The organism is Afipia sp. GW821-FHT04G03 (genome assembly GCF_059419985.1).
Window position 1 is genome coordinate 488767 of the sequence record NZ_JBWKSV010000002.1, and the last position, 21564, is coordinate 510330.

24 protein-coding genes are annotated in these 21564 nt (G+C 63.2%); 11 read left to right on the forward strand and 13 right to left on the reverse strand.

Annotated features, from left to right (window positions below):
* Positions 1-136 precede the first annotated feature (136 nt).
* Positions 137-892: an SDR family oxidoreductase gene (locus AC07UB_RS11600; protein ID WP_492791358.1), complete on the reverse strand. Its 756-nt coding sequence runs from the start codon at positions 890-892 to the stop codon at positions 137-139.
* Positions 893-972: 80 nt separating this feature from the next.
* Between AC07UB_RS11600 and AC07UB_RS11605 the strand changes: the two genes are divergently transcribed.
* Positions 973-2499, forward strand: a complete 1527-nt coding sequence (locus tag AC07UB_RS11605) for a malonate--CoA ligase (protein ID WP_494653093.1) — start codon at positions 973-975, stop codon at positions 2497-2499.
* A gap of 12 nt (positions 2500-2511) precedes the next feature.
* Here the strand turns inward: AC07UB_RS11605 and AC07UB_RS11610 are convergent, their stop codons facing one another.
* Positions 2512-3372, reverse strand: a complete 861-nt coding sequence (locus AC07UB_RS11610) for a sulfite exporter TauE/SafE family protein (RefSeq protein WP_494653618.1) — start codon at positions 3370-3372, stop codon at positions 2512-2514.
* A 296-nt stretch (positions 3373-3668) separates the two neighbouring features.
* Between AC07UB_RS11610 and sdhC the strand changes: the two genes are divergently transcribed.
* Genes sdhC through AC07UB_RS11630 form a run of 4 tightly spaced genes read left to right on the forward strand, consistent with a single transcriptional unit; the run spans position 3669 to position 7132 of the window.
* Positions 3669-4064, forward strand: coding sequence for a succinate dehydrogenase, cytochrome b556 subunit (gene sdhC, locus AC07UB_RS11615; RefSeq protein ID WP_494653095.1), 396 nt, complete (start codon positions 3669-3671; stop codon positions 4062-4064).
* A complete protein-coding gene (gene sdhD / locus AC07UB_RS11620; RefSeq protein WP_492791355.1) occupies positions 4061-4468 on the forward strand; it encodes a succinate dehydrogenase, hydrophobic membrane anchor protein in 408 nt (135 codons plus the stop codon). The genes sdhC and sdhD overlap by 4 nt, the downstream gene beginning before the upstream one ends.
* Before the next feature lie 3 nt (positions 4469-4471).
* Positions 4472-6307 (forward strand): succinate dehydrogenase flavoprotein subunit, encoded by a 1836-nt coding sequence (sdhA, locus tag AC07UB_RS11625; RefSeq protein WP_492791354.1) that lies wholly within the window; start codon positions 4472-4474, stop codon positions 6305-6307.
* A 36-nt stretch (positions 6308-6343) separates the two neighbouring features.
* Positions 6344-7132: a succinate dehydrogenase iron-sulfur subunit gene (locus AC07UB_RS11630; protein WP_492791353.1), complete on the forward strand. Its 789-nt coding sequence runs from the start codon at positions 6344-6346 to the stop codon at positions 7130-7132.
* Positions 7133-7291: 159 nt separating this feature from the next.
* Here AC07UB_RS11630 and AC07UB_RS11635 read toward each other — a convergent pair whose 3' ends face one another.
* On the reverse strand, positions 7292-7786 hold the full coding sequence (locus AC07UB_RS11635; RefSeq protein WP_494653097.1) for a DUF3237 domain-containing protein: 495 nt from the start codon (positions 7784-7786) through the stop codon (positions 7292-7294).
* 155 nt (positions 7787-7941) lie between these two features.
* Here AC07UB_RS11635 and AC07UB_RS11640 point away from each other — a divergent pair, with 155 nt between their 5' ends.
* Both AC07UB_RS11640 and AC07UB_RS11645 read left to right on the forward strand, forming a co-directional pair.
* Complete coding sequence (locus tag AC07UB_RS11640; protein ID WP_494653099.1) at positions 7942-8124, forward strand: hypothetical protein; 183 nt, start codon at positions 7942-7944, stop codon at positions 8122-8124.
* Between the two features lie 43 nt (positions 8125-8167).
* A complete protein-coding gene (locus AC07UB_RS11645) occupies positions 8168-8983 on the forward strand; it encodes an FkbM family methyltransferase (RefSeq protein WP_494653100.1) in 816 nt (271 codons plus the stop codon).
* Between the two features lie 122 nt (positions 8984-9105).
* Here the strand turns inward: AC07UB_RS11645 and AC07UB_RS11650 are convergent, their stop codons facing one another.
* Entirely contained in the window at positions 9106-9483 is a 378-nt protein-coding gene (locus AC07UB_RS11650; protein ID WP_492791349.1) for an MAPEG family protein, read from the reverse strand.
* Between the two features lie 135 nt (positions 9484-9618).
* On the opposite strand from AC07UB_RS11650, the gene AC07UB_RS11655 reads away from it, so the two are divergent.
* Positions 9619-9951 (forward strand): hypothetical protein, encoded by a 333-nt coding sequence (locus AC07UB_RS11655; RefSeq protein WP_494655267.1) that lies wholly within the window; start codon positions 9619-9621, stop codon positions 9949-9951.
* Positions 9952-10208: 257 nt separating this feature from the next.
* On the opposite strand, the gene AC07UB_RS11660 is transcribed toward AC07UB_RS11655, so the two are convergent.
* Positions 10209-10757 carry a hypothetical protein gene (locus AC07UB_RS11660; RefSeq protein ID WP_494653103.1) on the reverse strand — a complete coding sequence of 183 codons (549 nt, stop codon included), beginning with the start codon at positions 10755-10757 and terminating at the stop codon, positions 10209-10211.
* A gap of 179 nt (positions 10758-10936) precedes the next feature.
* On the opposite strand from AC07UB_RS11660, the gene AC07UB_RS11665 reads away from it, so the two are divergent.
* Positions 10937-12247: an OmpA family protein gene (locus AC07UB_RS11665; RefSeq protein WP_494653104.1), complete on the forward strand. Its 1311-nt coding sequence runs from the start codon at positions 10937-10939 to the stop codon at positions 12245-12247.
* Positions 12248-12417: 170 nt separating this feature from the next.
* Here the strand turns inward: AC07UB_RS11665 and AC07UB_RS11670 are convergent, their stop codons facing one another.
* The 6 genes from AC07UB_RS11670 to AC07UB_RS11695 form a co-directional block, all read right to left on the reverse strand.
* Positions 12418-12657, reverse strand: a complete 240-nt coding sequence (locus AC07UB_RS11670) for a hypothetical protein (RefSeq protein WP_492791345.1) — start codon at positions 12655-12657, stop codon at positions 12418-12420.
* Positions 12658-12695: 38 nt separating this feature from the next.
* Entirely contained in the window at positions 12696-14033 is a 1338-nt protein-coding gene (gene argG / locus AC07UB_RS11675) for an argininosuccinate synthase (RefSeq protein WP_494653105.1), read from the reverse strand.
* 100 nt (positions 14034-14133) lie between these two features.
* Positions 14134-14961: a phosphatase PAP2 family protein gene (locus AC07UB_RS11680; RefSeq protein WP_494653106.1), complete on the reverse strand. Its 828-nt coding sequence runs from the start codon at positions 14959-14961 to the stop codon at positions 14134-14136.
* A gap of 71 nt (positions 14962-15032) precedes the next feature.
* On the reverse strand, positions 15033-15506 hold the full coding sequence (locus AC07UB_RS11685; RefSeq protein WP_494653107.1) for a hypothetical protein: 474 nt from the start codon (positions 15504-15506) through the stop codon (positions 15033-15035).
* Between the two features lie 4 nt (positions 15507-15510).
* On the reverse strand, positions 15511-16725 hold the full coding sequence (gene rlmN / locus AC07UB_RS11690; RefSeq protein WP_492791341.1) for a dual-specificity RNA methyltransferase RlmN: 1215 nt from the start codon (positions 16723-16725) through the stop codon (positions 15511-15513).
* A 106-nt stretch (positions 16726-16831) separates the two neighbouring features.
* Positions 16832-17467 carry an invasion associated locus B family protein gene (locus AC07UB_RS11695; protein ID WP_492791340.1) on the reverse strand — a complete coding sequence of 212 codons (636 nt, stop codon included), beginning with the start codon at positions 17465-17467 and terminating at the stop codon, positions 16832-16834.
* Positions 17468-17895: 428 nt separating this feature from the next.
* Between AC07UB_RS11695 and AC07UB_RS11700 the strand changes: the two genes are divergently transcribed.
* On the forward strand, positions 17896-18870 hold the full coding sequence (locus AC07UB_RS11700; protein ID WP_494653110.1) for an NADPH:quinone oxidoreductase family protein: 975 nt from the start codon (positions 17896-17898) through the stop codon (positions 18868-18870).
* 138 nt (positions 18871-19008) lie between these two features.
* Here AC07UB_RS11700 and AC07UB_RS11705 read toward each other — a convergent pair whose 3' ends face one another.
* Entirely contained in the window at positions 19009-19386 is a 378-nt protein-coding gene (locus tag AC07UB_RS11705) for a YkvA family protein (protein ID WP_494653111.1), read from the reverse strand.
* Positions 19387-19468: 82 nt separating this feature from the next.
* Positions 19469-19759, reverse strand: a complete 291-nt coding sequence (locus tag AC07UB_RS11710; RefSeq protein ID WP_494653113.1) for a 4a-hydroxytetrahydrobiopterin dehydratase — start codon at positions 19757-19759, stop codon at positions 19469-19471.
* Between the two features lie 345 nt (positions 19760-20104).
* On the opposite strand from AC07UB_RS11710, the gene AC07UB_RS11715 reads away from it, so the two are divergent.
* Complete coding sequence (locus AC07UB_RS11715; protein ID WP_492791336.1) at positions 20105-21514, forward strand: TAXI family TRAP transporter solute-binding subunit; 1410 nt, start codon at positions 20105-20107, stop codon at positions 21512-21514.
* Positions 21515-21564: the final 50 nt, after the last annotated feature.

Sequence of the window (21564 nt, forward strand, 5' to 3'; positions counted from 1 at the left end):
CGGGGCGTTTCAGAATATAAATTTTCGGGAACCTGAAACTTTTGGAAAGGCGGGACGTGGGGTGTCGCCGTGTCCGCAATAGCGCGTTCGCCGGGACGACGCAGGATGACCCGTCGCCCCGACTTTTGCCGCAACCTTACAACATCGTCGGCGTCACGAAGCTGCGGTTGTGCGTCGGTGAAATCAGGATCTCGTTGACGCAGGCGCGCGGCGGCATGTTGGCGACGAACGCGATGGTGCGGCCGAGATCTTCCGGCTGCAGCATCTTCGCCTGTTCCTCGGCGCTCGGCACCACCGGGCGCAGCTTGAGGATCGGTGTTGCGACCTCGCCGGGCGAAAGACAGCAGGCGCGCAACCCGTTCTTGAATTCATCCATGTTGAACGAATGCGTCAGCGCCAGCACCGCGTGCTTGGTCGTGGTGTAGGCCGGTCCCGTCATCTTCGAGACATGACGCCCCGCCCATGACGCGACGTTGATGATGACGCCGTCCTTCTGCGCACGCATCGCCGGCAGCACCGCACGCATGCAATACATCACGCCGCTGAGATTAATGTCGACCAGCTTGTCCCAGCCTTCGGTGGTGATGTCGTCCCAGCTGCGCTTCGGCACATTGACGCCCGCGCTGTTGACCAGGAGATCGATGCGGCCGTGTTTGGCGACGATGGCGTTCGCGACTTTCTCGGCATCCGCCGCGCTGCTGACGTCGAGCACCATGGCTTCGCACGTGCCGCCCGCCTTTGCGATGCTGGCGACGGCTTCGTCGAGCACATCCTTGCGGCGGCCCGAGATCACGACCGTCCATCCCTCCTCTGCGAGCGACTGCGCCCCCGCCAGACCGATGCCGCTTCCGCCGCCCGTGATCCAGGCCACACGTTTCTTGTTATTGCTCATGCCGGTTGTCTCCGTTGCTGCGAGTGTTGGTTTTGGTGTACTCAAAATCGGAAAAATCCGACTTGCCACTGGAATGTTGCATGAACGCCGCCGCCAACGCCAATCTGTTTTCCCGCCTGTTCGACGGGCTCGCCGACACAAGCAGGCTCGCCATCGAGACCGCTGACGGGGCGCGCATCAGCTATGCCGACCTGATCGCGCAGGCGGGCCGTGTCGCGAATGTGATCGCGGCGCGCGGCGTGAAGCCGGGTGACCGTGTTGCAGCGCAAACCGAGAAGTCGGTCGAAGCGCTGGTGCTGTATCTGGCCACCGTGCGTGCGGGCGCGGTGTTCCTGCCGCTCAACACCGCCTATACGCTCAACGAGCTTGATTACTTCATCGGCGACGCCGAGCCGTCATTGATCGTGTGCGATCCGTCGAAGGCCGACGGCATCCGCACGCTGGCCGCAAAAGTCGGCGCGCAGGTCGAGACGCTCGATGCCGACGGCAAGGGATCGCTGACGATTGCAGCGTCAGGCGCAAGCGCGGAGTTCAAAACCGTTGCGCGCGCCGGCGACGATCTCGCCGCCATCCTCTACACGTCGGGCACCACAGGGCGCTCCAAGGGCGCGATGCTGACCCACGACAACCTGGCGTCGAATTCGCTCTCGCTGGTGGAGTACTGGCGCTTCACAAAAGACGACGTGCTGATCCACGCGCTGCCGATCTATCACACGCATGGATTGTTCGTGGCGAGTAACGTCACGCTGTTCGCGCGCGCCGCGATGATCTTCCTGCCGAAGCTCGACCCCGAACTGATCATCAAGCTGATGGCGCGCGCCACGGTGCTGATGGGCGTGCCGACCTTCTACACGCGCCTCCTGCAAAGCCCGAACCTCTCCAAAGATTCCACGTCGCACATGCGGCTGTTTATTTCGGGCTCCGCGCCGCTGCTGGCGGAGACCCATCGCGAATGGTCGGCGCGCACCGGCCACGCGGTGCTCGAGCGCTACGGCATGACCGAAACCAACATGAACACGTCGAACCCTTATGACGGCGACCGCGTGCCGGGCGCGGTGGGCTTTCCGCTGCCGGGCGTGACGGTGCGTGTCACCGATCCGGAAACCGGCAAGGAGCTTGCGCGCGATTCCATCGGCATGATCGAGGTCAAGGGCCCGAACGTATTCAAGGGCTACTGGCGGATGCCGGAGAAAACCAAGGAGGAACTGCGCGCCGATGGTTTCTTCATCACCGGCGACCTCGGCAAGATCGATCCGCGTGGCTATGTCCACATCATCGGACGCGGCAAGGACCTCGTGATCTCCGGCGGCTTCAATGTCTATCCGAAGGAAGTCGAGAACGAGATCGACGCCATTCCCGGGGTCACCGAGTCCGCCGTGATCGGCGTGCCGCATGCGGACTTTGGCGAAGGCGTCACCGCCGTCGTGGTCGGCGACAAGAAAACCCCGCTTGACGAGGCCAAAGTGCTGCACGCGCTCGATGGGCGGCTGGCGAAGTTCAAGATGCCGAAGCGCGTGATCTTCGTCGACGATCTGCCGCGCAACACCATGGGCAAGGTGCAGAAGAACGTGCTGCGCGATGCCTATGCGGGGATTTACAAGAAGTAGCGGCGTTGCCGCTCAATACCCCGTCGCGAGACTGACGACGAACCGCGACGACACGATCAGCAGATAAATCCCGAACGCCATTTCGAGTTTGCGCTTGGTCATCAGATGCGCGACGCGCACGCCGAGCGGCGCGACCAGCAGGCTTGTCGGCATTACCAGCAACGCGCCGATGATCGAGATGTATCCGATCGCGAATGGCAGTTGCAGCGCGGTCACTTCCGGAAAGCGCGACGCCGCGGGCCAGCCCGCGTAGATGTAGCCGAGCGCGCCGGGAATCGAGATCAGCACCGCAAGGCCCGCCGAGGTGCCGATCGCCTGATGGATCGGGCGGCCGTAAAACGTCATCAGCAAATTCGAAAACAGCCCGCCGCCGATTCCCATCAGCGTCGAGAGCAGGCCGATGAAGAAGCCATAGGCGCGCATGAAAATACCTTTCGGCATTTCATCGCCCAGCCGCCAGCTCTCCTTGCCGAGCAGCAGCCGCGCGGCCGCCGTCCAGGCGACGCAGACGAACACCACCTTGAACAGCTTCTCCGGCGCGTAGCGCGCGATCACGCTGCCGAGAATGACGCCGAGCAGCACCGGCAGTGCCCATTTCAGCAGGATGTCCATGTCGACGCTGCCGCGTTTGCGGTGGGCCTGCCATGAGCGGATCGACGTCGGGATGATGATGGCGAGCGAGGTGCCGATGCAAAGCGGCATCCGGGCGTCGAGCGGAACGCCGGCAATGCGGAAACATTCGTAGAGCACCGGAACCAGCACCGCGCCGCCGCCGATGCCGAAAATGCCGGCAAGAAATCCCGCCAGCGCGCCGGTCGCGATCAACAGGACCGCAAGCTCGAGCAGTTCCGAGACATTCAGGTCGGATATCATCATCGAGCGCCCCCAAATCGACGCAGCCAGTTGGGCCCAAAGGGCCTGCAAGACAAGGTGAAAGACAAGCTGAATCCGGCTTCAGAAACGATGAGCTGCGGCGCATCCGTGGCATACATAAACTGCGTATACCAGAAGCGCCAGAAGCGAAAACCAAATGAATGATTTATGGTTCATTTGTTGTTCAGTTCTGCGTTGCGCTCATTCCTGCGACTCCGTAAATAGAAAACCTCTAACCAACGATCCCGCATAAAAAGTCGGCAACGCCTGCTTGCCGCAAACCGTTAAAGTCGCCCATGGCTCCCAGGATCGACCGCCCGCTTTCGCCTTTCATGACCTACCGCTGGACGCTGACGATGGCGATGTCCATCGTGCATCGCATCACCGGCATCGCGCTTTACGCCGGCACGCTGCTGATGGCGTGGTGGCTGATCGCAACGGCATCAGGGCCCGGCGCCTACGCCAATATTCAAGGTTTCACGTCGAGCTGGATCGGGCGCGTCATCGTGTTCGGATACACTTGGGCGCTGCTGCATCACATGCTGAGCGGCATCCGTCATTTCGTCTGGGATCTCGGCTACGGCTTCGGCCCGAACGAGCGTGAGTGGCTCACCCGCGCCGCCCTGATCGGGTCCGTCACCCTGACCATCCTCGTCTGGATCGTGGCCTACATGGTGGGAGGCGGACGATGAGCGCCGATATGTCGAAGTCCTCACCTTCCGTCCGCACGGCGCTCAAGCGCGTCCGCGGTCTCGGCGCGGCCCATCACGGCACCTCGGATTTCTTCCGCCAGCGCGTCACGGCGGTGGCGATGGTGCTGCTGTTCGTGCCGGTGATCGTCGTGATCCTGTCGCTGCTCGGCCGCAACCAGGCGGGTGCTGCGCAGATTCTCGGGTCGCCGCTGGTCGCCATCATCATGATCCTCTTCATCATCGCCAGCGTCTGGCACATGAAGATCGGCATGCAGGTGGTGCTGGAAGATTACGTCACCGACGAGAAGATCAAGCTGGCCGCGATCATCGCGAACAATTTCTTCTCCGCTGCGGTCGGCCTCGCGTCGATCTACGCGATTATCAAACTGTCATCTGGAGTTTAGCCCATGGCGTCGAACGGCCAGAGCGCGCCCGCCACCAACGGCAAGGTCAATGGGTCGGCCTATCCCATCGAAGACCATACCTATGACGTGATCGTCGTCGGCGCCGGCGGCGCCGGTCTGCGCGCGGTGGTTGGTTGCTCGGAAGCGGGCCTGCGCACGGCGTGCATCACGAAAGTTTTCCCGACGCGCTCGCATACGGTCGCTGCACAGGGCGGCATCTCCGCCTCGCTCGGCAACATGCACAAGGACGACTGGCGCTGGCACATGTACGACACCGTGAAGGGGTCGGACTGGCTCGGCGATCAGGACTCCATCGAATACATGGTGCGCAACGCGCCGGAAGCCGTCTACGAACTCGAACACTGGGGCGTGCCGTTCTCGCGCACCGAAGACGGCAAGATCTATCAGCGCCCGTTCGGCGGCATGACGCTGGACTACGGCAAGGGGCAGGCGCAGCGCACCTGCGCCGCCGCCGACCGCACCGGCCACGCCATGCTGCACACCATGTACGGCCAGGCGCTGCGCCACGCGGCGGAATTCTTCATCGAGTTCTTCGCCATCGATCTCATCATGGACGACCAGGGCGTCTGCCGCGGCGTGATCGCGCTCAAGCTCGACGACGGCACGATCCACCGTTTCCGCGCCCAGACGACTATTTTGGCCACCGGCGGCTATGGCCGCGCCTATGCGTCGTGCACCTCGGCGCACACCTGCACCGGCGACGGCGGCGCGATGGTGCTGCGTTCGGGCCTGCCGTTGCAGGACATGGAGTTCGTGCAATTCCATCCGACCGGCATCTACGGTTCGGGCTGTCTGGTCACCGAAGGCGCGCGCGGCGAGGGCGGCTATCTCGTCAACTCCGAGGGCGAGCGCTTCATGGAGCGCTATGCGCCCTCCGCCAAGGATCTGGCGTCGCGCGACGTCGTCTCGCGCGCGATGACCATTGAAATCCGCGAAGGCCGCGGCGTCGGCAAGAAGAAGGATCACATCTACCTTCATCTCGACCATCTCGATCCGAAGATTCTTCATGAACGCCTGCCCGGCATTTCGGAATCGGCGAAGATCTTCGCAGGCGTCGATGTGACGCGCGAGCCGATCCCGATGATCCCGACCGTGCACTACAACATGGGCGGCATCCCCACGAACTATCACGCCGAAGTCCTGACCAAGAAGGACGGCGACGACAACGCGGTGGTGCCGGGCCTGATGGCGATCGGCGAAGCCGCTTGCGTCTCGGTGCACGGCGCGAATCGTCTCGGCTCCAACTCGCTGATCGATCTCGTGGTGTTCGGCCGCGCCGCAGCCTTGCGCTGCGCCGACAAGCTGACGCCGAACGCCTCGCAGCCGGATCTGCCCGCGAACTCCGCGGACCTCGCACTCGGTCGGCTCGATCATTACCGCCACGCCTCCGGCGGCACGCCGACCGCGAAGTTGCGCGATAACATGCAGCATGTGATGCAGAACAACTGCGCGGTGTTCCGCACCGGCGATGTGCTGCGCGAAGGCTCCGACCTGATCCACAAGGTGCACGGCGGCATCGGCGACATCTCGGTCGCGGACCGTTCGCTGGTGTGGAATTCGGACCTGATGGAAACGCTGGAATTCGACAACCTGATCGTGCAGGCCGTGGTGACGATGGACTCCGCCGCCAATCGCACCGAAAGCCGCGGCGCGCATGCCCGCGAGGATTTCGCCGACCGCGACGACGTCAACTGGATGAAGCACACGCTGTCGTGGATCGACGACAAGGGCAATTCCAAGATCGATTATCGCCCGGTGCATGACTACACGATGACCAACGACGTTCAGTACATTCCGCCGAAAGCGCGCGTTTACTGATCGCTGCCGAGAACGAATTAGCGAAGGCTTGAAAGCATGGTTCAGTTCACACTGCCGAAGAATTCCACGATCAGCGGCGGCAAGGAATGGCCGAAGCCGGCCGGTGCCGCGCCCGCGCAGTTGCGCGAGTACAAGATCTATCGCTGGAATCCGGACGACGGCAAGAACCCGAGCACCGACACCTATTACGTCGACACCGCCGATTGCGGGCCGATGGTTCTCGATGGCCTGATCTGGATCAAGAACAACATCGATCCGACGCTGACCTTCCGCCGCTCCTGCCGCGAAGGCGTCTGCGGCTCCTGCGCCATGAACATCGACGGCGCGAACACGCTAGCCTGCACCAAGTCGATGCACGACGTCGATAACGGCTCCGTCAATATCAAGCCGCTGCCGCATCAGCCGGTGGTGAAGGATCTGGTTCCGGATCTCACCAATTTCTATGCGCAATACGCCTCCATCGAACCGTGGCTGCACACCACATCGCCGACCCCGCAGAAGGAATGGAAGCAGTCGCCGGAAGACCGCGCCAAGCTGGACGGACTTTACGAATGCATCCTGTGCGCCTGCTGCTCGACCTCGTGCCCGAGCTACTGGTGGAACAGCGATCGCTTTTTGGGCCCCGCAGCACTGCTGGCTGCCGACCGCTGGGTCAAGGATTCGCGCGACGAAGCCACCGGCGAACGCCTCGACAATCTGGAAGATCCGTTCCGGCTTTATCGCTGCCACACCATCATGAATTGCGCCAAGGCCTGCCCGAAGGGACTGAACCCGTCGGAAGCCATCGCCGATCTCAAGCTGAAGATGGTCGAACGGCAGGTTTGATTTTTCGACTTGTGTAACGTGCGCTCTTCGTCATGGCCGGGCTTGTCCCGGCCATCCACGTTTTAGGATGGCTTTGTTGAAGAAAGACGTGGATGCCCGGCACAAGGCCGGGCATGACTACTGTGGGTTTTTGCAGCCGAACAAAGCGTCACGCACCGCTCACACAACCTGCGAAACCTTGTAGGCCACGGCACCCTCGACCAGATAGCCGGTGCCGATGCAGACGATGTCGTTCAGCCACGCATATTGTTTTGCGCCGGTCTCGAACAGCGGGTTGGTTCTGAAGTAATAGCGCGCGGGATCGATCTGCAACCGCTTGACCGGATCGGCCATGTCCGCGCGCAACTCCGGTGGCGTGATCCAGCGTCCGCCATAGGTCATGTGGATCAGCGCATCGTCATGGGTGCGCAGCGTCAGCCGCACATCCAGTGCCATGCCGCCATCGGGACGAAACAACGCCCAGTCGCCGCCGCCTGCGATCACGTCGCCGTGCAGCCTGTCGCCTGAGAACGATCCGCCTGCTGCGCCGTAAAGAATCCGGCGGCCGAACGGGCCTTCGCCGATGTTCAGGCGTGGATTGAGATCGATGACGATGTCGAACAGCGGCGCGGTCTTGATGTCGCCGACGATTTTCACGCGCGGGTCGGAAGCCATGGTCTGCGGTCCTTATGGAAGTGAAAACGATGTCGCCCTGACATGACCGGAATCGCTATTTAGTCGTATCCGATCCAATCGGAAGCGCCGTAAAAAGGCGAACATGGCTGCCGCGCGTTTGATCCTTGCGCGGATTCTCGATGGACTGCCGCAGGATGGACGTCAACACACGCATCGACATCATGAACTGGCTCGCGGCCGCCGGCCTCTCCGGTCTGGCGGAGGCGGATCTCGTGCGCGGATTCCATCAGGGCCGAGGGACAGGTCGCCTCCGCCTCCGAGCGGTATCTGCAAAAACCCGTTCCAAAAACACCAAAAACCCGCCCGAGAACTCTTGAATGAGTTCTTGAAACCGGCGGTTACTCGCGCGATGACTGCCGCATGAGCAACACCCAGGACACAGACCAGAAGCCGTTCGGCGCCTACGCCCCCAACGCGATGCAGCGCGCGGTGATCGCCGCCGCGCACGGGTCGGGCCTGAAGCGCGGCGCGTTCCGGCCCTGGCTGTCGCGGCTGGTCAGTCTGCTTGGCGACGGACCGATCGACGCCACCTATCAGGGCGCGTCGTTCCGGCTGCATCATCTGGCCAGCGGCACCGAACGCGGCGCGCTGTTCAATCCCGATTACAATCTGCCAGAGCTGGATTTCCTGCGCGAGTATGCGCCGCCGGGCGGCGTGTTCGTTGATGTCGGCGCCAATGTCGGCACCTATGCGGTGGCGCTGGCGAAGCATGTGGGCGCGAACGGCCGCGTCATTGCCATCGAGCCGCTGCCGAGCGCGAGTGCGCGGCTTGCCTTCAACGCGCAGGCCTCGCAATTGACGAACCTCACGCTGGTGAGAGCGGCGGCGGGCGATACCGAGGGCGTTTTGAAAATCGAGACCGACGGCGGCAATCTCGGCGCGAGTCATGTCTCATCCACCGGCGACGTTGAGGTGCCCGCGCACCGGCTGCTGACGGTTTTGACCGATGCCGGCATCGATCATGTCGATGCGCTCAAGATCGATGTCGAAGGCTATGAGGACCGCGTGCTGACGCCGTTCTTCCGCGACGCGCCGCAATCGCTGTGGCCGCGCGCTGTCGCCATCGAACATCTGGAACGGAAAGACTGGCAGACCGATTGCATTAGAGACATGGAAGCGCGCGGCTATGCCATTGCCGGCAAGACCCGCAGCAACACGCTGCTGGTGCGGAGATAGCACGACTCCTGCCTCGCCATTGCGAGGAGCACTTGCGACGAAGCAATCCAGCTTTCGTTATTTCTAAACGTGGATTGCTTCGCTCGCAATGACGTAACGGACAGCCGGGTTTCGTTGCCAGGTTACTTGAACGCCGGCAGAACGAAGATCGCGACATTGACCGCCATCGCGGCAGCGAACACCAGCGACCGCGCGGTCGGCTGGTTGAAGATGTACAAGAGCGCGTGCGCGATCCGCAGCAGCACGTAAATCACCGCAAGCACATTCACCGCGTAAATCTGCGCGCCCATGGTGAGCGCGATCACCACCGCGACGGCGAAAAACGGAAAGCTCTCGAGGCCATTCTGGTGCGCGGCATAGGCGCGCCGGTGTTTCGGCGGAAGGTTGTCGTAGTCCTCGCGCGGATACCGGTTGTCGCTGGGGGCGCCGAGCTTGGCGTATTTGCCCAGCGCATAAGGCAGCAGCGCCGCGATCAGGACGCACCAGTAAGCGAGCGGCATCGGATATTTCCCCAAAGTCGTATTTCGCCACTTTCCGTGGCTTTTCGTCACGCTGTCAATATGCGGCAAACCCGCACCGATCGTCCTGCCCGCGACGGAACATAGCTTTCCTTGATCCGTTGTCTCATTGAATCGATGAGAGGTCGCGATGTGATGCAGGTGCCTGAAAACCCAGGCGTGGGCGATCCGCCGGAAATTCCGCCGCCGACGCCGGGTATTCCCGACGAGCCGCCGGTGGAAAATCCGCCCGGCAACCCTCGGCCGGAAATTCCGCCGGTCATCGACGATCCGGCCGATCCCAAGTCACCGCGCGAGCTTCCGCCGAACTCGCCTGACGAAATACCGGTTCATGGTCCCGACGGCCCGCGCACGCCTTATCCCGCCAACGATCCCGGGATCGTCGATTTACCCGGCTCCGATCCCGACGTGAATCCTGGTGCACCGCAATTGCCGCCGGGGACGATGTAGATTTTTCGCGTCTTCGATTAACGTGCATTCATTCTCGCGTGCCGATTCGCGTACGAAATCAAAATAGTTGGCGCGTCGACGCGCTTCGCCACATTGCTGCCGCCTAATCACTATCGGCTGACTGCGACCACATTCACGCGACGGAGAACAGCCGCACCGGCTGCCCGGTTTCTTCTCATCTCGACTCTCACTCATCTCGACTCTCGCCTATCTCGATTTTCTTCTTACCCCGAAGGTCTCCATGAAGAACATTCGACTCATTCTGCTGACGACGACTGCCATCGCCGCCATTCAGGTTTCGCAGCTTCCGGCTCACGCCGAGACGTCGTCATTCGTCGTCGCGCAAGCCGCCGCTCCGGCGGATCCGAACGCACCGAAGGCACCGCCGAAAGCCGCACCGCCCGCGCCTCCGAAGGCTGCGCCAGCGCCACCGCCTGCTGCTCCGAAAGCAGCTCCGCCGCCGCCGCCACCGCCGAGGGCTGCACCTCCACCTCCGCCGCCGGCTGCACCGCGCGCAGCGCCCCCACCTCCGCCCGCACCGCCGAAGGCAGCACCTCCACCGCCGCCCGCGCCGCCGAGGGCTGCGCCACCGCCGCCGCCTGCTGCGCCAAAGGCCGCACCTCCTCCACCTCCTGCGCCACCGAAGGCTGCTCCGCCTCCGCCGCCGGCTGCACCGAAGGCAGCACCTCCGCCGCCTCCAGCCGCTGCGCCCAAGGCAGCGCCACCGTCACCGCCACCACCACCTGCGGCCGCTCCGAAAGCAGCACCAGCGCCCACACCTGCGCCGACGCCACCGGCTGCCGCACCCAGGGAAGCTCCGAAGGAAGCGCCTAAGGCTGCGCCGAACGGCGCGCCCGCGCCGTCGACTGCGACTCCGCCAGCCGCAACACCGCCAGCCGCAACACCGCCGGCCGGTGCGCCTTCGACAGCACCTGGAGCGCCGCGTCCGCCGAATGCACCTCCGGTCGCGCCGGGCGTGCGTGACGTGACGCCGCCGCGCCCCACCGATGGCGCGCGTCCAGCGGCACCGGGAACGCCTCCTGCTGCGACGACAACACCGCCTGCTACGCCGGGCGCAACGCCTGCGCCGGGAACGCCTCCTGCCGCGGCCACACCTCCTGCAACGCCGGGCGCTGCTCCCGCCGCGCCGGGCCAGCCGCCCGCAACGGGAACGGATGGACGCCGCGGCCAGCGTCAGGGTCCGCCGCCGGGAATGCCGGCGGGCACACCGGCCGCACCGGCCGTCGCGCCTGTCGCCGCACCGTTGCCCGCCGCGCCTGCGGTTCAGGCGACGCCAATCCCGGTGCAGCAGCCGGGTGCGCGTCCAGCCGGACGCGTGGATGATCTCCGCGGCCAGCGTCAGCAGACCACGGAAGGCGGACGCACGGTCATCCGCGAACCCGGACGTGTGATCATCCAGGATCCGAACGGGCAGTCGTTCGTGCGTCACAACGACGTCGATCGTTTCCGTTACGGCGCGCGCGACGTGCGCGTCACTCGCGACGGCAACGACACGCGAACCGTCGTGGTGCGTCCGGACGGTTCGCAGATCATCACCATCAATGACGAGCGTGGTGGTCTGCTCCGGCGTATCCGCCGCGGTCCGGATGGACGCGAGATCATCATCATAGACAACCGTTCCCGCGGACCCGGCTTCGGTGCCGGTCTCGCCGCCGGTGTGGTTGCCGGCGCCATCGGCGGCTACTTCGTCTCGCTGCCGCCGCCGGTGCTGCGCATTCCGCAGAACCGCTACATCGTCGATGCCGACGATGCGCCGCCGGATCTGATCTACGACACGATGATCGCGCCTCCGGTGGAGCGGATCGAACGGCCTTACTCGCTCGACGAAATCCGCTACAGCCCGTCGGTGCGTCAGCGCATGCCGAGTATCGATCTCGACAGCATCAACTTCGAAACCGGGTCGTGGGAGATTCCGCCGGATCAGGCCGCGAAGCTGCAGGTCATCGCTGACGGCATCAACCGCGCCATCCAGCGCAATCCGCAGACGGTGTTCCTGATCGAGGGTCACACCGACGCGGTCGGCAACGACGTCGACAACCTGTCGCTGTCGGATCGCCGCGCCGAGTCGGCCGCAACGCTGCTGACTCAGCAGTTCGGCGTGCCCGCGGAAAACCTCACGTCGCAGGGCTACGGCGAGCAGTACCTGAAGATCCCGACCGACGGACCGGAACGCCGCAACCGCCGCGTCACGGTGCGCAACATCACGCCGCTGCTCAATGGCGGTCAGGCGTCGCTGCCGGCACCGCCTCCGGGTACCGCGCCGCCGCGTCGCTAAGGCGAGGCGTACACATCAATGCAAACGGCCGGGAAATTTCCCGGCCGTTTTTATTTTGCGATGCTTGCTTGTTGTGACTGCGTCTGCACCCACGATGTCGTCCCCGCTTTTGCGGGGACGACGCAGAAGACAGGGCGGCCATCACTCAAAAAATTCAGATGCGCAGAGGTTCAGACGCGCTTGATTTCCGACGGCGCGATCAGATTCACTTTTCCCGCCACATCGCCCTTCATGCGCAGCCAGAAACCGCGCTGCAGATAGCCCTCGATCTGATCCTCGCGGGCCGACAGCTGGTTCTTCGCATGATGCTTCACGTCGCCCAGCGCAGGGTCCGCCACGCGGTAGAGTCCGTTGGGATAGCGGTGAGGGGAGAAGATCTCCCCGTCCGGCGCGATGTGCTCCCAGCCCATGTTCTACCAGCCTATGTGCAATCCCGTTTCCGTGCGTTTCAGCTTTTGTCGCTGTCGAGCCTGGGGATGTGAGAGCCTTCGCCGGCCGACAGCAAGCCGGTCTTTGTGTAGAGATTCAGTTTGCCGCGCGTATCGGAAATATCGAGGTTGCGCATGGTCAACTGGCCGATGCGGTCGCCCGGCGTGAACGGCGCGTCCTCGACCTTCTCCATGCTCAGCCGCTCCGGCGCATAGGTCAGGTTGGGGCTCTCGGTGTTCAGGATCGAGTAGTCGTTGCCGCGGCGCAGTTCGAGTGTCACCTCGCCGGTGATCGCGCGCGCCACCCAGCGCTGCGCCGTTTCGCGCAGCATCAGGGCCTGCGAATCGAACCACCGCCCCTGATAGAGCAAGCGGCCAAGCCGCATGCCGCTGATCCGGTATTGCTCGATGGTGTCTTCGTTGTGGATGCCGGTGACGAGACGTTCGTAGGCGATGTGCAGCAGCGCCATGCCCGGCGCCTCGTAGATACCGCGGCTCTTCGCTTCGATGATCCGGTTCTCGATCTGGTCGCTCATGCCGAGGCCATGCCGGCCGCCGATGGCATTGGCTTCAAGAAACAGATCGACGGAATTTGCGAAAGCCTCACCGTTCAGCGCAACAGGCTGACCTTCCACAAAACTTATTGAGACCTTCTCGGCCTTGACGGCGCAGTCGTCACGCCAGAACGGAACGCCCATGATCGGATTGACGATCTTGATGCCGCTGTCGAGGTGCTCGAGATCCTTGGCCTCATGCGTCGCGCCGAGAAGATTGCTGTCGGTCGAGTACGCTTTTTCGGCGCTCATCTTGTAGGCGAAACCATGCCTGGTCATGAACGCCGACATTTCCGCGCGGCCGCCCAGTTCGTCAATGAACTGATCGTCGAGCCACGGCTTGTAGATCTTCAGGTCCGGATTGGTCAGCAGTCCGTAGCGGTAGAACCGCTCGATATCGTTGCCCTTGTAGGTCGAGCCGTCGCCCCAGATGTTGACGCCGTCTTCCTTCATGGCCGAGACCAGCATCGTGCCGGTCACGGCGCGGCCGAGCGGCGTGGTGTTGAAGTAGGCGATGCCGCCGGTCGAGACGTGGAAGGCGCCCGATTGAATCGCGGCAATGCCTTCGTGAACCAGTTGCGTCCGGCAATCCACGAGGCGCGCTTTCTCCGCGCCGAACTCCATGGCCTTGCGTGGAATCTCGTCGTAGTCGGCCTCGTCGGGTTGGCCCAGATTGGCGGTATAGGCAAAGACGCGGGCGCCTTTCTGCTTCATCCAAAGCAGCGCCGCGCTGGTGTCGAGCCCGCCCGAAAAAGCGATGCCGACATTTTCTCCCTTGGGGAGGCTCTTCAGAATCGTACTCATGGAACGTCCATTCAATGGGCCGCAGCCGGGATCGGCTTTCTATAGAAAGATTGGGGGGCGATGGGAAGGCCGCCGATATTGGCTGCTTTCGCTCTGCCGGTTAAGGCCGAAGCACCGAAGGTGCGTCCTGAGCCGGCGTTTCCGCGCCCGGCCGCAATCGCGGCGCGTCGCCCACATCGCGGCCGAGGCGCTTTTGCATCCAGCGGTAGCCCGGCCACGCAAACCGGGTGAGCCACGCATCGACGCCGTAGTCGGACAGCCGCGTCGAGGGCCAGCGATAGATCAGGGCGTAGGCCAGCCAGACCACGAGAAACGCAACGCTGCCTGAGAACAGCACGTCGGTCAGGAAGTGTCCGCCGAACGCCATCCGCAATCCGCCCGTAGCAAGGCCGAATGCGGTCGCCGCGACGTAAGCTGCGGGACGCCAGGCCGGTGGCGTCAACGCTGCGGGCGCATAGGTCCAGAACGCGGTCACGCCTTCGCCGGAAAAGAACGAGCAGTTTTTCGGACACGCGCCGCGCGGGTCCCACCACGGCACGAAGTCGAGCTTGCCCCCGAACTCCGTCACGGTGATGGGACGCGGACGGCCCCAGTATCCCTTGAACACGATGTTCGACAGCACGATGGCCGACAGCAGCATCGTCACCAGCAGGAACGTCATCGCGCGGCCGGACATCATCAGCGGCTTCACCGGCCGCACCAGCTTGACGACGAGGGCGACGATGGACGGGATGACGAACGCCCATGCGATCCACATCGCGCCGTCGCGCGCGATCATCGCCCACGTCACCGTCTTCAATGGAAAGGTCTTGGCCGTCGCGTCGTAGAAATACGCCGCGACTTTCAGATCGAGTTCGGGATAGAGCCCGAACAGCAATCCGAAAACGAGCGACAGTCCAAGCGCGATAAAAAGGCCGGTGCGGTTCATGGCCGGTGTTTAGCCGAGGCGATCAATGATGAAAAGCGGTGCATTCGCCGCAATCGCGCAGACCCTTAATGTCAGCGCGGGATCGGCGGCAGGGACGGCGGTGGCGCTGACGGCAGCGAACGCCACGCGCCCGCGTTGCGGCCCGCGATCATCCAGTAGATCACGCCGCCGAGAATGCCCGCGCCGACCATGACTTCAAGATGCCGGCGCACGATGCCGTTGAAGGTCATGTTCACGGTGTCGAACGGAATGAAGCCGAGATAGCACAGCAGGCCCGCGATGCCGCCCGCGACCGCGTAGGCGAGGATGTGCCGGATCGAAAACGCCTCGGTGACCAGCGCGATCACGAGCGCCGGCAGCAGCGCGAAACCGCTGACCAGCATGAAGCCGAACCCGAGCACCAGATTGATCGCGCCCTGATCGACGTCGAACGATACATCGTTCATTTCGGGAAAGAAGATCGCGTACAGCACGACCGCGCCGGCCACGAAGCAGGCGAGGAGAAAGCCGAAGAAGATTGCGAACAGTCGTCCGATCACGGCCATGGAATTAATCCGTCATCGCCATCGCGCGCAGCGCCTGACGTTCGCGCGCCGAGAGTTTTTCTGTCTCAGACTTCAACTGCCCGCAGGCAGCGAGAATGTCGCGGCCGCGCGGCGTGCGCACCGGCGACGAATAGCCGGCGTTGAAAACATACTCGGAGAACTTCTCGATCTGGTCCCAGTCCGAGCACTCATATTTGGTGCCGGGCCACGGATTGAACGGAATGAGATTGATCTTGGCCGGGATGCCCTTGAGCAGCTTCACCAGCAGCTTCGCGTCGTCGAGCGAGTCGTTGACGCCTTTCAGCATCACATACTCGAAGGTGATGCGGCGCGAGTTGGACGAGCCGGGATAGGCGCGGCAGGCGTCCAGCAATTCCTTGATGTTGTACTTCTTGTTCAGCGGCACCAGCTCGTCGCGCAATTCGTCGCGCACCGCATGCAGCGAGATCGCGAGCATCACGCCGATCTCATCGCCCGTGCGCGCGATGTTCGGCACCACGCCCGATGTGGAGAGCGTGATGCGGCGGCGGGAAATGCCGATGCCTTCGTTGTCGGAAACAATCAGCAGCGCGTCGCGCACCGCTTCGAAATTGTACAGCGGCTCGCCCATGCCCATCATCACGACGTTGGTGACGAGGCGGTTGCCGTTCGGCGTCTCGCGGTCGATCCAGTCGTTGAGACGATCCCGCGCCACCATCACCTGTCCGGCGATTTCGCCCGCGGTGAGATTGCGCACCAGCCGCTGCGTGCCGGTGTGGCAGAACGTGCAGTTCAGCGTGCAGCCGACCTGCGACGATACACAAAGAGTTCCGCGATCGGTTTCGGGAATGTAGACGCACTCGACCTCGTGCGGGCGCTCGGAGGCGTGACCGCTCGGCAGCCGCAGCAGCCACTTGCGCGTGCCGTCGTTCGAGATCTGCTCGGCGACGACCTCGGGCCGGTCCACGGTGTAATGCTGCTCGAGTTGCGCGCGCATGTCTTTCGACACGTTGGTCATGTCGGCGAAGGTCTGCGCGCCGCGCACATACATCCAGTGCCAGAGTTGCTGCACGCGCATCTTGCGCTGACCCGGTGCCACGCCGATGTCGCCGAGACGCTCGGCCAGTTCCTCGCGCGACAGCCCGACCAGCGACGGCTTGGCCGGCGGCACGTAGGTTTCAAGGGCGGTCTTTTCGAGGACGCCCAACTCCGGGACGCCTGAGGCTTCGGTGATCGTCATATCGATACGTGTCTCGGGAAAATTGCAGCGGCAAGGCCGGGCGCGACGGAACCCAAAGCCCCGTGACCCGCTATATAGAGCCTCTATCCGGCAATTGCGACCGTCTTTAGCGCTTGCACTCCTGCGCCAGCTTGTCCAGCGCCTGCGACAGGCCCTTCAGCGGGAACGTGTCGGTGGTCTCGGTGCCCTTGGCGGAGGTGCCCTTGACCACCGCGTCGGCGCCCTTGCGCAGCGCCTCCACCAGACGGTCTTCCTCGGCGGCGTTCTTGATCCAGAGCCCGTCGCCCTGGGTGTACATCGCATAGCGCGCGCCGCCGACCTCAACCGATCCTTCGGAGCCCGGCTTCAGCGTGTAGCCGATCATGATCGAGACTTCGTTCGACACCTTCTCGCCGGGGCGCGTCGAAATGAAAGCATAGGACGGATCGCGCGGCCGGTTCGGCGGATTGGTTTTCGACGACGCGGGCTTGGCGAGCGCGAAGCACACCTTCTTGCCGTTCGGCGTCGCGGTGTAGGCGCCCCAGGTGCCGAACTGGCCGATCAGCGAAGGCTCGGCATTGCCGGCGGCCGCGGGTGCAGGCTTGGCGGGCGCGCTCTTCGCGGAGGATTTTGCGGGCGCAGGCGCTGCCTTCGGCGCGGGTTTCGCGGACTTGCTCTGCGGGGTTTGTGCGGAGGCGGCAAATGCAAAGCCGAAAACCGGCAGGGCCGCCACGAAAACAATCAACGTTCGCTGCAAGGACATCACCGGAACTGGTTCCTTCAATATTGTGACTGGAAGATGGCTCGCCATTCCGTGGGGATGTGCAATAGACCCCAAACCGCTTGTTGGAAAGTTAACCTTCGCCGCAACGCTTTGTCGCAACCGCGACTTTGCATCCGTGCAGAGGGGGCAGTGCCGCTCAGGACAATAGCTTTTCAAACATAGTTCGGTGCCGCAAGTGTCCCGTATCCGACGTTCGCTTCACGTTGCAGCGCATTCCGGGCGAACGTCGGATACGAAAGGACACTTGCAAAATATAATTCTAATGATCCTTCGGTTCTGACATTCGTAAAGTGCCCGCAAAGATGCGATACGAATGTCAGAACCGGATCATTAGCGATTGTCCGGTCGTGCCAAATCCGGCAAGAAGATCGCCTGTTTCCGTTTCCTTGAACTGTTCAGGTGCCTCGATGAAAGCCATTCTCTGCTCGCAGTATTGCGGTCCCGACGATCTGGTGTTGAGCGATATTCCCGATCCGATCCCGGGGCCGGGCGAAGTCGTCATCGCGATCAAGGCGGCGGCGCTGAATTTTTTCGACCTGCTGATGATCCAGGGAAAATATCAGGTGAAGCCGCCGTTTCCGTTTTCACCGGCCGCTGAAATCGCAGGCGTCGTCGAAAGCGTCGGCGAGGGCGTGACCGATCTCAAGCCGGGCGATCGCGTCGCGGCGTCCTGCGGGCACAACGGCGCGCGGCAGAAGATCGCGCTGCCGGCGAGTGCGGCTGTGAAGATTCCGGACAATCTCGACTTCGACCGCGCCGCCGGCGTCATCGTGATCTACGGCACCGCACTTCATGCGCTGGAGGATCGCGCCGATCCGAAACCGGGCGAAACGCTCGCGGTGTTCGGCGCGGCGGGCGGCGTCGGCCTTGCCGCCTGCGAACTCGGCAAGGTGCTCGGGCTGAAGGTGATCGCCTGCGCGTCAAGCGACGAGAAACTTGAATTCGCCAAGAAGCACGGCGCGGATCTCACCATCAATTACGCCAAGGAAGATTTGCGGGAAGCGCTCAAGAAGGCCGGCGGCGAAAAGGGCATCGACATCGTGTTCGATCCGGTCGGCGGCGCTTACGCCGAGACCGGCGTGCGCTCGCTCGGATGGAAGGGACGCTTCCTGGTGATCGGGTTCGCCGCCGGAGAAATTCCGAAGATCCCGCTCAATCTCGCATTGCTCAAGGGCTGCGACATTCGCGGCGTGTTCTGGGGCGCGCACATGAAGCGTGAGCCGAAGCAGGGCCGCGCCGCGCTCGAAAAGCTGATGAAGTGGGCGGCGGAGGGAAAGATTTCATCCCACGTCGACAGCACTTTCCCGCTGGAGAAAACCACCGACGCCCTCAAGGTGCTTGCCGAGCGCAAGGCCATGGGCAAGGTGATCCTGCATCCGTGAGATGAAGCAAAGTATTGAATTCTCGACGTCATGGCCGGGCTTGTCCCGGCCATCCACGTGTTGCGAAAGTTAAATCAAGGAAGGCGTGGATGCCCGGCACAAGGGCCGGGCATGACGAGTTGAGACATCTTACCAAACTCAGCCTTCCGCCTCATCCAGCCCACGCATCATTGCGGTGTGCGCGGCCGCGCGATGCTCCGGGGTGATATGGCTCGATACCATCCGGATCGCGGTGGCGAGCACCGCCGCGTCATCGGTGAAGCCGAGGATCGGCAGCACGTCGGGAACGAAGTCGAACGGCAGCACGAAATAGGCGATGGCGCCGAGCAGCGCCGCCTGCACATGGCGCGGCGTCTCGCGGTCGAACGCGCAGTAATACGCGGCGAGCAGGTCTTCGGCGAAAGGCAGCCTGGTCGCCACGCGCTTGAGCTTGATCCAGAATCCCTTGCGCACGCGCTCGGGATCTTTCGCAAGCTTCTCGGCCGGACCGAAATGCACCGTGTCGTCGGACGTCATGGTCGGGTTCCCTCAGGCGGTTGCTCGCTGCAACGCGCCCACATCACATAAGAAGCAAGCAACCCGCTGCAAGACGATGGTCTCAGCCCGCGATCCTGTTCATGGCCTCGGCCAGTGCGATGTCGCGGCTGGTGACCCCGCCGGCGTCGTGGGTGGAGAGCACCACCTCGACGGTCTTGTAGACGTTGCGCCACTCCGGATGATGGTCGCTTTTCTCGGCGACCAGCGCCGCGCGGGTCATGAACCCGAACGCCTCGTTGAAATCCTTGAACGTGAACGTCCGGGCGATGGCGTCGCGGCCGGGCACATCCGACCAGCCGTTCAGTTTCGCCAGCGCCGCCGCGCGCGCCTCGGCAGAGAGCCGTTCAACCATTGCTGTCTCCTTCGTTCACCTGAACTTTACAGCCAGTGTCCTGAATCCGAAGTTCGCCTCATCTTGCGGCATCTCCATAGCGAACTTCGGATTCAAAAGGACACTGGAAATCATGGATTCTAGTGTGGTTTTGGCTCGCAAGTCCGCAAAAGGCCGTGCTGTAGAAATGATGCGGACTTGCGAGCCACCACACTAGGCCTTGTCATCCCAAACAAATACCGACAGCAATGGGTCCGTTCACCACGGAAAAGCCTTCCGGCTGGCGCTAACCATGACCCATATGGAACCTGCAAGTATCCCATTCCTCTGGTATGATGCGGCCGAACGCCGGACGCGTGGTGAACCATGAGCTTGAGCGACATGTTTTCCAGATCGACGGCAGCCGAGCTTCCGCGACAGCCCGGTGCCCCCCGGCCGCACAAGATGAAGGCCATGCTGGTGGTGGTCGCCGCCGTGCTGGCGACCGTGGCCGCCGTGGTCGGCGCGACCTACTACCTGAACCGTCCGGTCCATTTGCGGATTGCGGTCGGACCTCCCTACAGCGATGACGTCAAGGTCATCCAGTCGATCGCGCAGACCCTGTCGCGCGAGCGCAAGTATGTGCGGCTTCGTCCGATCGTCACCGACGGCACCAGCGCCAGTGCGGCGAGCCTCAACGCCGGCACCGCCGATCTGGCTGTCGTTCGCGGCGACGTCGAACTGCCGAAGGATGCGCAGGCCATCGCCAGCATCCGGAAGAATTTCGCCGTGCTGTGGGCCATTGGCACCGGAAAGAAAAAAGGCGGCATCACCAAGATCGAGCAGCTCGCCGGAAAACGCATCGGCGTGATCGGCCGCACCCAGGCCAACGTCAATCTGCTGAAGGTCATCCTGACGCAATCCGGCGTGAAGCCCGAGAGCGTTCACGTGGTGCAGTTCACCACCACCGGCTTCGCCGAGGCGGTCAAGAATGAAAAGCTCGACGCCTTCCTCGCGGTCGGGCCGCTCAACAGCAAGATCACCGCGGACGCCATCGCGGCCACCACCCGCGACGGGAAGGAAGCCACGTTCCTGACGCTGGATACCGCCGACGCCATCGCGCAAAAATTTCCGGTCTATGAGTCCGGCGAAATTCCCGCCGGCACGTTCGGCGCGAAGCCGGTCCGGCCCGACGACAAGATCGACACCATCGCGTTCGCGCATCACATCGTCGCGCGGAAATCGCTGTCGGAAACCACCGCCGGCGCGCTGACCCGCGAACTGTTCTCGATCCGGCAGGCGGTTCAGAACGAATTCCCGCAGACCGCGAAGCTCGAGACGCCGGACACCGACAAGGACGCCGCGATTCCGGCGCATCCGGGTGCTGCGGCCTATGTCGACGGCGAGGAAAAAAGCTTCCTCGACAAGTACAGCGATTACATCTGGGGCAGCCTGATGGCGCTGTCCGCGCTCGGCTCGGCCGGCGCGTGGTTTGCGAGCTATCTGCGCAAGGACGAGCGCGTCACCAATTCAGGCCTGCGCGAGCGCCTCCTGGAAATGCTGACTGCCGCGCGAAAAACCACCTCGATCGACGAACTCGACGCCATGCAGGCGGAGGCCGACGAGATCATGCGCGAGACGCTGCATTGCTTCGAGGACGGCGCCATCGAGGAGGGTTCGCTGACCGCTTTCAGCATCGCGCTGGAGCAGTTCCACAACGCGGTGGCCGACCGGAAGGCGTTTTTGATCGATATGCCCGACAATTCGCCCCGGGTGGCCCGGAGTCAGGTGGCCTGAGGCCTGTTTTGAGGTCTTTTTTGGCGGTTTAAGCAAACCCGCGAAAAGGC

What these genes read in the sequence shown, in the direction of transcription:
- AC07UB_RS11600 (WP_492791358.1), bottom strand. Translation starts at nt 892, where the DNA reads ATGAGCAATAACAAGAAACGTGTGGCCTGGATCACGGGCGGCGGAAGC.
- AC07UB_RS11605 (WP_494653093.1), top strand. Translation starts at nt 973, where the DNA reads ATGAACGCCGCCGCCAACGCCAATCTGTTTTCCCGCCTGTTCGACGGG.
- AC07UB_RS11610 (WP_494653618.1), bottom strand. Translation starts at nt 3,372, where the DNA reads ATGATATCCGACCTGAATGTCTCGGAACTGCTCGAGCTTGCGGTCCTG.
- sdhC (WP_494653095.1), top strand. Translation starts at nt 3,669, where the DNA reads ATGGCTCCCAGGATCGACCGCCCGCTTTCGCCTTTCATGACCTACCGC.
- sdhD (WP_492791355.1), top strand. Translation starts at nt 4,061, where the DNA reads ATGAGCGCCGATATGTCGAAGTCCTCACCTTCCGTCCGCACGGCGCTC.
- sdhA (WP_492791354.1), top strand. Translation starts at nt 4,472, where the DNA reads ATGGCGTCGAACGGCCAGAGCGCGCCCGCCACCAACGGCAAGGTCAAT.
- AC07UB_RS11630 (WP_492791353.1), top strand. Translation starts at nt 6,344, where the DNA reads ATGGTTCAGTTCACACTGCCGAAGAATTCCACGATCAGCGGCGGCAAG.
- AC07UB_RS11635 (WP_494653097.1), bottom strand. Translation starts at nt 7,786, where the DNA reads ATGGCTTCCGACCCGCGCGTGAAAATCGTCGGCGACATCAAGACCGCG.
- AC07UB_RS11640 (WP_494653099.1), top strand. Translation starts at nt 7,942, where the DNA reads ATGGACGTCAACACACGCATCGACATCATGAACTGGCTCGCGGCCGCC.
- AC07UB_RS11645 (WP_494653100.1), top strand. Translation starts at nt 8,168, where the DNA reads ATGAGCAACACCCAGGACACAGACCAGAAGCCGTTCGGCGCCTACGCC.
- AC07UB_RS11650 (WP_492791349.1), bottom strand. Translation starts at nt 9,483, where the DNA reads ATGCCGCTCGCTTACTGGTGCGTCCTGATCGCGGCGCTGCTGCCTTAT.
- AC07UB_RS11655 (WP_494655267.1), top strand. Translation starts at nt 9,619, where the DNA reads ATGAGAGGTCGCGATGTGATGCAGGTGCCTGAAAACCCAGGCGTGGGC.
- AC07UB_RS11670 (WP_492791345.1), bottom strand. Translation starts at nt 12,657, where the DNA reads ATGGGCTGGGAGCACATCGCGCCGGACGGGGAGATCTTCTCCCCTCAC.
- argG (WP_494653105.1), bottom strand. Translation starts at nt 14,033, where the DNA reads ATGAGTACGATTCTGAAGAGCCTCCCCAAGGGAGAAAATGTCGGCATC.
- AC07UB_RS11680 (WP_494653106.1), bottom strand. Translation starts at nt 14,961, where the DNA reads ATGAACCGCACCGGCCTTTTTATCGCGCTTGGACTGTCGCTCGTTTTC.
- AC07UB_RS11685 (WP_494653107.1), bottom strand. Translation starts at nt 15,506, where the DNA reads ATGGCCGTGATCGGACGACTGTTCGCAATCTTCTTCGGCTTTCTCCTC.
- rlmN (WP_492791341.1), bottom strand. Translation starts at nt 16,725, where the DNA reads ATGACGATCACCGAAGCCTCAGGCGTCCCGGAGTTGGGCGTCCTCGAA.
- AC07UB_RS11695 (WP_492791340.1), bottom strand. Translation starts at nt 17,467, where the DNA reads ATGTCCTTGCAGCGAACGTTGATTGTTTTCGTGGCGGCCCTGCCGGTT.
- AC07UB_RS11700 (WP_494653110.1), top strand. Translation starts at nt 17,896, where the DNA reads ATGAAAGCCATTCTCTGCTCGCAGTATTGCGGTCCCGACGATCTGGTG.
- AC07UB_RS11705 (WP_494653111.1), bottom strand. Translation starts at nt 19,386, where the DNA reads ATGACGTCCGACGACACGGTGCATTTCGGTCCGGCCGAGAAGCTTGCG.
- AC07UB_RS11710 (WP_494653113.1), bottom strand. Translation starts at nt 19,759, where the DNA reads ATGGTTGAACGGCTCTCTGCCGAGGCGCGCGCGGCGGCGCTGGCGAAA.
- AC07UB_RS11715 (WP_492791336.1), top strand. Translation starts at nt 20,105, where the DNA reads ATGAGCTTGAGCGACATGTTTTCCAGATCGACGGCAGCCGAGCTTCCG.